Below are 10,094 nucleotides of genomic sequence, written 5' to 3'. Positions count from 1 at the left end.
CGGCAGGCCGCCTCCGGTGATCACAACCGGCGCGAGACACCACTGTTCGCCGCGAGCATCGCACGCCACGCCCAGGCACGGACCTCGTGATGTCCACGAAGCCCGACGCGCATTCCACGCCTGCGTCGCCCCGCGAAATGGCCCGTGCCTTCACCCCGGCCCTCACCGATCTGGTGGAGGACCCCCTGTACAGCGAGGTGTGGGCCGATCCCGCGCTCGGTCCCCGGGAGCGCAGCATTGCAACCGTCGCCGCGGTCGTGGCGCTCTACCGCCCCGAAGAGCTGCCCGCGCAACTGCGGCGCGCCGTCGACAACGGCGTGACATCGGCCGAACTCGGGGCGATCATCACGCACATCGCGTTCTACGCGGGCTTCCCCGCGGCCATCAGCGCCTCGGCCATCGCGGCCCGCACGCTCCTGGACTGAGAACGCACACGCCGCGTCCCACGGGCCACCGCCCGCTGCCGTCCATCCCCGTACGTCGAGGGCCGCTTCCGCGCGTCCCGCGCAGCAGGAGTCCCGATGACGACAGACGAGAGCCGGACGGTTGGCCCGTGGGCCCGGAAGCCTGCCTCCTGCCAGGCGCTCCGCTCCAGCGACGACGGCCGACCGACGTCGTTCAGCGTGGAGATGACCGGCATCGGACCGGTGATCCAGCACCACGCCGGCGAGGGATCAGGGACCTTTCGGCCGCGGACAACGGCGACGGCACGTTGACCTGTACCAACAAGGTCACCAGCCATCCGGCGACCGATTCCACGGCCTTGAACAAGGTCAACGGCGTCACCTTCGAGCAGGCCGCGGCCGCCCGGCAGGCCGCCTCCGGAAACCGCTGCCGACGCGAGATCCCCGACTTCGCCGCCGGCATCGAACGCCACGCACTCGCCCGGAGCTGACGATGACCACGCAGCCGGCAGGCCGCCTCGACGCCCCCTCGCCTCGGGAGATGGCCCGCGCTTTCCCCCCTGCTCTCACCGACCGGGTGGAGGACCCGCTCTACAGCCAGGTGTGGGCCGATCTCACCCTCAGTCCCCGGGACCGCGGCAGCGCCACCATCGCCGCGGCCGTGGCGCTCCACCGCCCCGAGGAACTGCCCGCGCAGCTGCGGCGCGCCGTCGCCAACGGCGTGACGCGGGCCGAACTCGGCGCGCTCATCACGCAGATCGCGTTCTACGCGGGCTTCCCAGCAGCCATCTCGGCGTCGGCCATCGCGGCACCGACGCTTCCGGACCGACCGCGGCAGACGGCACGGTACGGGGCCGTAGGCCCACCTCCATACCCCCTCGATCCGACGATCGCGTTCGCGTGTTCCGCACAACAGGAGTCCCGATGACGACAGTGGAGGGCCGGGTGGTCCCACCGCCCCGGCGGTGGGGTCCCTGGCCGGCGTTCAGCCTTCAGGCCTCGGTGGTGGTCTTCTTCCTCGCGGGGGCCAGCGCGCCCACCCCGCTCTACGCCACGTACCAGCAGGAGTGGCACTTCTCGCCGATCACCACCACGGTGATCTTCGGTGTGTACGCGGTGGCCGTCCTGCTGGCGCTCCTCGTCGTGGGCTCGCTGTCGGACCATGTGGGCCGCAGGCCCGTGATCTTCGGCTCCATCGCCGTCCAGGCGGCGGCCGTCGTGGTCTTCGCGGGCGCTGACGGCGTGCCCGCTCTGCTGTGCGCCAGGATCCTCCAGGGACTCGCGACGGGCACGGCCGTGGGAGCCGTCGGCGCCGGCATGATCGACATCCGGCGTTCCGCGGGAACCCTCGCCAACGCGGTGGCGCCGGCTGCCGGGACCGCCATGGGCGCCCTGGGTTCGGGGCTGCTGGTGGCCTACGCTCCGCAGCCCACTCGTCTCGTCTACCACATCCTTCTCGGTATCTACGTCCTGCAGGCCGTCGGGGTGGTCCTGATGGCGGAGACGGCGGCCCGCGCACCGGGCGCACTGCGCTCCCTGCGCGTGACCTGGACCGTGCCGGCGCAGGCGCGCGGCCCGCTCCTGCGCGTCGCTCCGGTCGTCCTGGCCGTCTGGGCCCTGGCGGGGTTCTACGGCTCGCTGGGCCCGGCACTGGTCCGTCGCGTCGTCACCGGTGAAGGAGCACTCCTGGGCGGTCTGGCGCTGTTCACTCTCACGGCCTGCGGAGCGCTGACCGTCCTGGTGCTGAGGTCCGCCGCACCACGTACCACCATGCAGATCGGCACCGTGGCCCTCATCGCCGGCGTGGCCCTGACCCTGATGGCGATCACGGTCGGATCGGCGGGGCTGTTCTTCACCGGCACAGCGGTCGCGGGCGTCGGGTTCGGAGCCGGCTTCCAGGGTGGCGTGCGTACCGTCATCCCCCTTGCCGAGCCGCACCAGAGGTCGGGGCTCCTGTCGGTCATGTACGTGATCTCGTATCTGGGTTTCGGTCTTCCGACGGTCGTGGCCGGAGCGATCGTCGTGTACGGCGGTGGAGTGGCGCGGGCCGCCTACGCGTACGGGACCGCCGTGATGCTTCTCGCGCTGCTGGCTCTCATCAGCACGTTCGAGTCCTCGCGGGCGAGAGGTCCTGCCGTGCAGGAAGCCGTGTCGGGGCGTGCGCCCGGCGGCCGTGACGTGGCCGTCGACGTGTGCGCCGACGCGTGCCGCGCAGGCGCCCTTTCCGGGCACGGTCCTGCGCCGAAGGTCAGCACCCTGGCACACAAAGGAGACGAACACCGATGACGCAAGCCGTGCCCTCTCTCGCACCCCGGATCGTCGTCGGTGTGGATGGCTCCTCGTCCGCGAAACGGGCTCTGGCCTGGGCGCATTTCATGGCGCGGACGACAGGGAGTGTCCTGGAGGTCGTGACGGTCTGGCAGAACCCCCCTTCCTGGACCGGCGTCGCGGACGACTGGGACCCCGTCGCGGAGGCGCGAGCCATGCTCACCGCCTGTTGCGCCGAGGTGCTCGGTGACGACCAGCCGTCGGATATTCGGCTCACGGTGCTCGAAGGGCCCGCCACGGCCGCTCTCCTCTCCGCCGGCGCGGGGGCGAGGATGCTCGTCCTCGGAAGCCGGGGCCACGGCGGGTTCGCGGGGCTCCTGCTGGGTTCGGTCAGCGCCGCGTGTGCGGAGCACGCAGCCTGCCCCACTCTGATCGTCCATGGCGACGACCTGCCACCCGGTCCGACTCCCGCCTCGCTGCCGGAGGTTCACGGGGTGCACCACCCGGACGACGCCGGATGCCGTGCGGCTTCTCCCGCCGGTCGGCCCACACACAAGCCAGGGGAAGAAGGAGCACGATGACCACCGACGACGACCACGGCACCGGTTCCGAAGACCGGACGCCGGAGCAACACCCCTACCCGCATCCCGCCGCCGGATGGGGCGCCGCCAAGAGCGTCGGGCAGTTCCTGATGCGGGAGCACAGTCTGGTGGCCGGCACACGCGCCATCCAGCGCATGAACCACGAGAACGGCGGGTTCGACTGCCCGGGGTGCGCCTGGCCCGACGACCGCAAGGGCCTGCACCTCGACATATGCGAGAACGGCATCAAGCACGTCACCTGGGAGATGACCCGCAAGCGGGTCGACCGGGAGTTCTTCGGGGCGCACACCGTGTCGGAGCTGATGGAGTGGTCGGACTTCGACCTTGAGAACCAGGGGCGGCTGACCGAGCCGATGGTCTACGACGCGGCGATCGACCGGTACGTGCCCATCGGGTGGGACGAGGCGTTCGCCATGGTCGGTGAGACGCTGCGCGCTCTCGAGGACCCGAACCAGGCCGCCTTCTACACGTCGGGACGGCTGAGCAACGAGGGTACGTTCCTGTATCAGTTGCTGGCCCGGGAGTTGGGCACGAACAACCTGCCGGACTGCTCCAACATGTGCCATGAGGCGAGCGGACGGGCTCTCCAGGCATCCATCGGAACCGGTAAGGGCACCGTCGACCTGAGCGACTGGGAGTCCACGGACGCACTGTTCGTCTTCGGTGTGAACGCCGCCTCCAACGCCCCGAGAATGCTGACCTCACTGGCCGAGGCCCACCGGCGCGGGGCACAGATCGTGCACGTGAACCCCATGATCGAGGCCGCCGCGGGCAGCACCATCGTCCCGCACGAGTTCATGGAGATGGCCCGCTTCCGTGCCACCCCGACCAGCACCCTGAACCTGCAACCGCGCATCGGCGGAGACATGGCCCTGCTGCGCGGCATGGCCAAGGCCGTCCTGGACGCCGCACGTGCCGACCCCTCGGCCGTCGACCAGGCCTTCATCGAGCAGCACACCAGCGGCTTCGAGGCCTATCGCGCGGTGTGCGAGGCGACATCGTGGGAGACCATCGAGCGTCAGTCCGGAGTCAGCCGTGACGAGATCGCCAAGGCGGCCGGCATCTATCTGGCCTCGGAGCGCACCATCATCAGCTGGTGCCTCGGGCTGACCCAGCACGAACACGGCGTGGACACCGTCCGGGAGATCGTCAACCTCCTCCTGCTGCGCGGAAACCTGGGCCGCGAGGGCGCCGGCCCGTCACCGGTGCGGGGCCACAGCAACGTCCAGGGCAACCGCACCTGTGGCATCGACCACCGGCCCTCTCCCGCGTTCCTCGACCGCCTGGGCGAGGCATGCGGCTTCACCCCACCCCGAGACCACGGTCTGGACACCGTGGGCGCGATCGAGGCCATGAACCGCGGCGAGGTGAAGGTCTTCGTCTGTCTGGGCGGCAACTTCGCCCTGGCCGCCCCCGACACTCCGTACACGTATGCCGGTCTGCGGAACTGCGACCTGACGGTCCAGGTCAGCACCAAGCTGAACCGCAGCCATCTCGTGCACGGCCGCCGAGCGCTGATCCTTCCCTGCCTCGGCCGAACCGAGAAGGATCAGCAGCGGAGCGGTCTGCAGAGCGTGTCCGTCGAGGACGCGATGAGCATGGTGCACCTGTCCCGAGGAATGAAGCGGCCCGCGTCCCCCGCCCTGCGGTCCGAACCGGCGATCATCGCCGGGATGGCCCGCGCCGCACTCCCCGGCAGTTCCACGCCCTGGGAGGACTACGCGGACGACTACGACCGCATCCGGGACACGATGGCCCAGGCCCTGGAGGGGTTCGAGGACTTCAACCGGCGCGTACGCCGGCCGCTCGGATTCCGCCTCCATCAGCCCGCCCGGGAGCGGGTGTTCGTCACCTCCTCAGGACGTGCGGAGTTCTCGCACGCCGAGCTGCCCGACGTCCTTCCGGCCACCGGCACGCTGGTCCTGGCCACGATCCGGTCGCACGACCAGTGGAACACCACGATCTACTCCGACAACGACCGGTACCGCGGCATCAAGAATCTCCGCACGCTCGTCTTCATGAACACCGACGACATGCGGGAGCGCGGAATCCGTGCGTTCGGCCCGGTGGACATCGTCTCCACCGCCAAGGACGGCACCGAACGAGGCCTCAACGGCTTCCTCGCCGTCCCCTACGACATCCCGCAGGGCTGCGCGGCGGGCTACATGCCCGAGATGAACGTCCTGTGCGCCATCGGCGACTACAGCACACAGAGCGACCAGCCCCTCATGAAACACGTCAAGATCACCGTCACTCCGGCAGCAACGGCCGCCGTGCGACCGGATGCGGCCTGACGAGACGTCAGATTCCCCTCCCCGACGGGGACCGGATCGGAAGTCACTGACCCCTCCGGCCTCCTCTCCCTCACACCGAACGCACCCTCCGGAAGTCGCCTTGTCCACCCCGTCCCCCCGCGCCACGGCTGAAACGGCACCCCTCGGTCTGGCCGCCTTCGGTACGGCCACCTTCATGCTGAGCTTCTTCCACGTCGGCGTCGATCCCGCCCTCACGCGCGCCGTGTTCCCTCTCGCCTTCTTCTTCGGCGGTGTCTTCCAACTGATCGCCGGTGCTGCGGAGTTCAGGCAAGGATCCACGTTCGGCGGGGCAGCCTTCTGCTCCTACGGCGCCTTCTGGATGGCCTACGCCCTCTACGGCCGGTTCGTCGCAGGCACCCTGCCGGCGGACCAAGCGTACGTGGCCACCGGTCTGTTCATCCTGCCGTGGGCCGTGCTGACGCTGTACCTGACCATCGCCACGCTCCGGATCACAGGTGCGCTGCTGGCGACCATCACGTTCACGCTCCTGTCCCTGGCGCAGTTCGCGCAGTCCGACACCGCGGCCCGCGTCGGCGGTGTCTTCGGGTTCGCCACCGCCGCCCTCGCCTGGTACGCGTCGTTCGCCGGTCTCATCGACAGCGCCTGGGGCCGACACTTCAGCCCCACCATGGCCGACCCCGGAGCACGTCTGGAGCACCTCGACCACAGACGGGTACGTCCCGTATCGCTCACGTCCTGCATCGGCGAACGCGCACCGCGCACCGAGCACGCCGCCTGAGCGGCGACAGAACAGTAACTCCACATACGAGGCAGATGAGATGAACACCATGATGAAAGCCGTTGTCGTGCGGTACCCCGGACCGCCTGACGTCCTGAAGTGGGCCGACGTGGATGCGCCGCGGCCCGGACCCGGCGAAGTCGTCATCGAGGTCGGGGCCAGTGGCGTCAACAATGCCGACCTCCTCCAACGCCAGGGGCTCTACCCGGTCCCGCCGGACGACTCGCCTCTCCTGGGTCTGGAGTGCTCGGGAACGATCAGCGCCCTCGGCAGCGAAGTCGACGGCTGGGCTGTCGGGGACGAGGTGTGCGCCCTGCTCAACGGCGGCGGTTACGCCCAGGCCGTTGCCGTGCCTTCGACCCAGCTGTTGGCGAAACCGGCGGAGCTGTCGTTCGAGGAAGCGGCCTCCCTGCCCGAAGCCGCCTGCACCGTGTACGCGAACATCGGCATGCTCGCCCGTCTGCAGCCCGGTGAGACGTTCCTGGTCCACGGCGGAACCAGCGGTATCGGAAGCCTGGCCGTTCAATGGGCCAAGGCTCTCGGTGCCCACGTACTGACCACGGCGGGAACACCGCACAAGGTGGCCCAGGCCGCCTCGCTCGGAGCCGATGCCGCGATCAACTACCGCGAGGAGGACTTCGCCGTCGCCGTCCGGGAGGCGACGGACGGGCGCGGTGCGGATGTCATTCTGGACATGGTCGGAGCGCCCTATCTGGCCCGCAACGTACGCAGCCTGGCCCGGGACGGGCGCATCGTGATGATCGGTGGGGACATGTCGTCCACGGTCCTCGGCATCGGTGAACTGATGGCGAAACGCGGATCCGTGGCGGCTACGACGCTGAGGTCCCGCAGCCGCAGCCAGAAAGCGGAGATTGTCGACGCAGTGCGTAAGCATCTGTGGCCGATGGTGGCCGACGGCCGGATCCGTCCGGTTGTCGGACACATCGTGCCCATGGACGAGGCATCGCGGGCCCATCAGCTCTTGGCGGAGGGAAACGTGGTGGGCAAAGTGGTGATGACGCCATGACCCCCCTTGTGGTTTTCCCTTTCACGGCCTCGCGGCCCCCGGCTGTGCGGCAGGCGTGGTGACCCGTATGCCACGGCGCGGCGTTCTGCGCTCCACCGGTGACGTGTTCCGACGCACCATGCCCGCGATCGTCATCACTGTGATCGTCGGCGTCGCGGCCGGTCTCTTTGCCGGCTCCTACAGCTTCAACCTCGCCCATCCGACACCGCACCGCGTACCGGTGGGGACACTGAAGTACGACCACGTCAACGAGCGGTTCATCACCGCCTGGGACGACCGCCTCAACACGGAACTGGCCGTGCGCGTCTACCCGGACGATGCCTCCGCGCTGCGCGCCGTCGATGCCCAGGAGGTCTTCGCACTGGTGCGGAACGAGACGGGTTCGGACCGTGATGTGGCGCTGCAACTGGTCCCCGCCGCGGGTGCCTCGGTGGCCCGCGTCCTGCAGCAACAGGCTCCCGCTGCCGCTCGATCGGTCGGTGTGTCGCTGCACACCACCGAGCTGCGTCCCTTGCAGGCAGGGGACCCCCAGGGCCTCGCCCTCTTCTACATGACCCTGGCTGCGGTCGTTCTCGGTTTCATCGGTGCCGCCCAGCTGAGCGCGCACGCCGCTCAGCTGCGTCTCCATGAGAGGGTCCTGGCCATCGCCTGCTACTCGGCGCTCGGCGCCCTGGCGATCTGTGCGGTCGTCGACTGGATGCTGCACGTCCTCGACCTGCCTGTCGTCGAGTCATGGGCGATCCTTGCCTTCACGATGTTCACGTGCGGGCTGGTGTTCACCGCGTTCCACGTACTCGTCGGCCGATGGGCGATCCTTCCGACCTGGCTCCTGCTGGTCATGGTCGGCAATCCGGCCTCGGGCGGAGCCGTGTCGTCGACGTTGTTGCCCGAACCGACGCGATCGCTTGGCCGCTGGTTGCCCCCTGGGGCGTCGGTCAGCGCCCAGCACACAGCTGTCTACTTCAACGATCACCAGTACGTCACGCCTTTTCTGACCCTGGCAGTGTGGTGCACAGCCGCGGCCACGACCTCCTGGGTCTGGCGCCGGAGACGCTGTCCCGCCCCCTCTACCGAAGGTGTTCAAGCCGGTCATACCGGATGATCCATCGAGTCGAGGGTGGAGAAGGCGGAGTGCTGTAGTGGCCGACACCAACGACCACGGGCCCCGGGTCCGCAGGTGACACCCCGATCACGCGGGCAGCGGCGGTACTCGGAGGAGTGGAGTACGGGACGAGGATCCTGGTCGAGTACGAGACGCTCGACAAGCAGGGCAACGGTGCCCTGCTGCGGCGCGAGGGCAGCGCTCGGCGTTCCTGCGGGCCGGCTGAAGGCGGATCCGCGAGAGAAGGAGATCGCCCGGCCTGGAGCCGGAAAGGCCAAGCTCCGCAGCGAGTTGGGCAAAGTCCGCACCGTCATCGAGGTGCGGGGAAGACTCTCCGCGCTGCTGGATCGACTCCCCACGGGCAGCGACGAGACGGACGGGCGAGAAGCGGTGACGGCCACCATGACGCCGCCGCAGTCGGCAGCTGGAGGGGTCTTCGAGGCCGCCAGCATCGAGGCCCTGGAACCCCCCTCGTCCCTGGTGGGATGGGTACAGGCATGCGCCGAGCCCGGTCGGCCCGAGCCGGGCGACATCGTGCAGGCAGCACCGCGCAAGTTTCCCGCCCCGGCGCGGCCGAAGCGGGAGCGCCAGCGGCATCCGTGGGCCCTGACGGCGGGCGAGTAGGTGAAGGTCCCGGCTGTATTGCGGTCGAGCGAGTTCGTCGACACGTGCCTGCCGAGATCTGCGTGGTGCTGCCCGCCCGAGGTGTCTGCCTGCGCCTGGAGGCGACGCTGTACCGGATCCTGCGCAAGCGCGGCAGCGAGGTCCGTGAACGGCGCCGGAAGGTTACGCATCCGCCGCGAAAGAAGCCCGAGCTGATTGCCACCGCACCGAACCGGGTGTGGTCGTGCCGAGCAGCCCCGTCTCCATCGTGCCGAGGCTCGGGATGGGCTCTGTATGCCTGTCCCGAGCGGGCACCCTCGCAGGGCTGTGGTCATGTGACGGACACCGGCTCAAGGCCGGCACGGCCACATCGCGGTCATCCGCGGCGGTGCACTGGCGTGCCACTCACCGGCCGACGCCTGTCGCACCCCGGTCAGTGATCGTCCCAGTGGTCTCCGTGCGCAGCGTGCCGATGTCCGTCATGCACATAGTCGACGTGGTCGCCGTGCGGCACGGCCACGTGCCCGCAGCCCTTGTGGTGCTCGTGCGGATGCTCGCCATGCGGTTCGTGCCCGTCCTTCGTGCACTCGTACGTCTGCTCGCCCACGGGCCGATGGAAATGACCGTCGTGTGCGTAGTCGACGTGTCCCTCATGAGTGAAGGACATATGACCGCATCCTTCGCCGTGCGTGTGGTCAGCATGTTCGTGCGTCGAAGCCATGTCGTACCTTTCATGTGCCGCGGATGAACGCACCGCGAGCTGGAGCCCGATGAGAGCCCAGGGGAAAAAGCGGCTGCCGGGTGTGCGGCCGCTATCGAGCCGCCGCACACCCGGCACGATCGGACTGTGCCGCACCAGACTGCGCAGCTGCCCGGTATTGTCATATCGGTCCCGTTCAGGACCAGAGGTCCAGCCGGTCTGCCGGTCGCGGGGACGCACGTCACTTGCCGACGCGTGCCTGGGCGTGGCGTGCGATGCTCGCGGCGAACAGTGGTGTCTCGCGCCGGTTGTGATCACCGGAGGCGGCCTGCCT

General features: G+C 69.2%; 11 protein-coding genes. 10 read left to right on the top strand and 1 reads right to left on the bottom strand.

Annotation, left to right across the window (positions count from 1 at the left end; all coding sequences use genetic code 11):
• Nucleotides 1–89 precede the first annotated feature (89 nt).
• From IE239_RS40825 to IE239_RS40780, 10 genes are all read left to right on the top strand, one after another.
• A complete protein-coding gene (locus IE239_RS40825; protein ID WP_190154512.1) occupies nucleotides 90–425 on the top strand; it encodes a carboxymuconolactone decarboxylase family protein in 336 nt (111 codons plus the stop codon).
• Between the two features lie 287 nt (nucleotides 426–712).
• On the top strand, nucleotides 713–895 hold the full coding sequence (locus IE239_RS40820) for a hypothetical protein (RefSeq protein ID WP_190154511.1): 183 nt from the start codon (nucleotides 713–715) through the stop codon (nucleotides 893–895).
• A 2-nt stretch (nucleotides 896–897) separates the two neighbouring features.
• Nucleotides 898–1,332: a carboxymuconolactone decarboxylase family protein gene (locus IE239_RS40815; RefSeq protein WP_190154510.1), complete on the top strand. Its 435-nt coding sequence runs from the start codon at nucleotides 898–900 to the stop codon at nucleotides 1,330–1,332.
• A complete protein-coding gene (locus IE239_RS40810; protein WP_190154509.1) occupies nucleotides 1,329–2,690 on the top strand; it encodes an MFS transporter in 1,362 nt (453 codons plus the stop codon). Before IE239_RS40815 ends, IE239_RS40810 begins: the two co-directional genes overlap by 4 nt.
• Nucleotides 2,687–3,253 (top strand): universal stress protein, encoded by a 567-nt coding sequence (locus IE239_RS40805; protein ID WP_190154508.1) that lies wholly within the window; start codon nucleotides 2,687–2,689, stop codon nucleotides 3,251–3,253. The genes IE239_RS40810 and IE239_RS40805 overlap by 4 nt, the downstream gene beginning before the upstream one ends.
• The gene (locus IE239_RS40800) at nucleotides 3,250–5,568 is read left to right on the top strand and encodes an FdhF/YdeP family oxidoreductase (protein WP_190154507.1); all 2,319 of its coding nucleotides are present in this window, start codon (nucleotides 3,250–3,252) and stop codon (nucleotides 5,566–5,568) included. The genes IE239_RS40805 and IE239_RS40800 overlap by 4 nt, the downstream gene beginning before the upstream one ends.
• A 100-nt stretch (nucleotides 5,569–5,668) precedes the next feature.
• Nucleotides 5,669–6,328, top strand: a complete 660-nt coding sequence (locus IE239_RS40795; protein WP_229878788.1) for an acetate uptake transporter — start codon at nucleotides 5,669–5,671, stop codon at nucleotides 6,326–6,328.
• 52 nt (nucleotides 6,329–6,380) lie between these two features.
• The gene (locus IE239_RS40790; RefSeq protein ID WP_190154513.1) at nucleotides 6,381–7,355 is read left to right on the top strand and encodes an NAD(P)H-quinone oxidoreductase; all 975 of its coding nucleotides are present in this window, start codon (nucleotides 6,381–6,383) and stop codon (nucleotides 7,353–7,355) included.
• A gap of 118 nt (nucleotides 7,356–7,473) precedes the next feature.
• Nucleotides 7,474–8,457 (top strand): ABC transporter permease, encoded by a 984-nt coding sequence (locus tag IE239_RS40785; RefSeq protein WP_229878787.1) that lies wholly within the window; start codon nucleotides 7,474–7,476, stop codon nucleotides 8,455–8,457.
• Nucleotides 8,458–8,631: 174 nt separating this feature from the next.
• The gene (locus tag IE239_RS40780; protein WP_190154504.1) at nucleotides 8,632–9,081 is read left to right on the top strand and encodes a hypothetical protein; all 450 of its coding nucleotides are present in this window, start codon (nucleotides 8,632–8,634) and stop codon (nucleotides 9,079–9,081) included.
• 412 nt (nucleotides 9,082–9,493) lie between these two features.
• Here the strand turns inward: IE239_RS40780 and IE239_RS40775 are convergent, their stop codons facing one another.
• The gene (locus tag IE239_RS40775) at nucleotides 9,494–9,727 is read right to left on the bottom strand and encodes a hypothetical protein (RefSeq protein ID WP_308435464.1); all 234 of its coding nucleotides are present in this window, start codon (nucleotides 9,725–9,727) and stop codon (nucleotides 9,494–9,496) included.
• Nucleotides 9,728–10,094 lie beyond the last annotated feature (367 nt).

Origin of the sequence: Streptomyces humidus (assembly GCF_014649655.1) — a bacterium.
Taxonomy (GTDB): domain Bacteria; phylum Actinomycetota; class Actinomycetes; order Streptomycetales; family Streptomycetaceae; genus Streptomyces; species Streptomyces humidus.
The sequence above is the reverse complement of the archived record's forward strand: the minus strand, read 5'-3'. Positions and strand labels throughout refer to the sequence as shown.

Coding starts and splice junctions, on each gene's coding strand:
- IE239_RS40825 (WP_190154512.1), top strand. CDS start 90: ATGTCCACGAAGCCCGACGCGCATTCCACGCCTGCGTCGCCCCGCGAA.
- IE239_RS40815 (WP_190154510.1), top strand. CDS start 898: ATGACCACGCAGCCGGCAGGCCGCCTCGACGCCCCCTCGCCTCGGGAG.
- IE239_RS40810 (WP_190154509.1), top strand. CDS start 1,329: ATGACGACAGTGGAGGGCCGGGTGGTCCCACCGCCCCGGCGGTGGGGT.
- IE239_RS40805 (WP_190154508.1), top strand. CDS start 2,687: ATGACGCAAGCCGTGCCCTCTCTCGCACCCCGGATCGTCGTCGGTGTG.
- IE239_RS40800 (WP_190154507.1), top strand. CDS start 3,250: ATGACCACCGACGACGACCACGGCACCGGTTCCGAAGACCGGACGCCG.
- IE239_RS40790 (WP_190154513.1), top strand. CDS start 6,381: ATGAAAGCCGTTGTCGTGCGGTACCCCGGACCGCCTGACGTCCTGAAG.
- IE239_RS40785 (WP_229878787.1), top strand. CDS start 7,474: ATGCCCGCGATCGTCATCACTGTGATCGTCGGCGTCGCGGCCGGTCTC.
- IE239_RS40775 (WP_308435464.1), bottom strand. CDS start 9,727: ATGTCCTTCACTCATGAGGGACACGTCGACTACGCACACGACGGTCAT.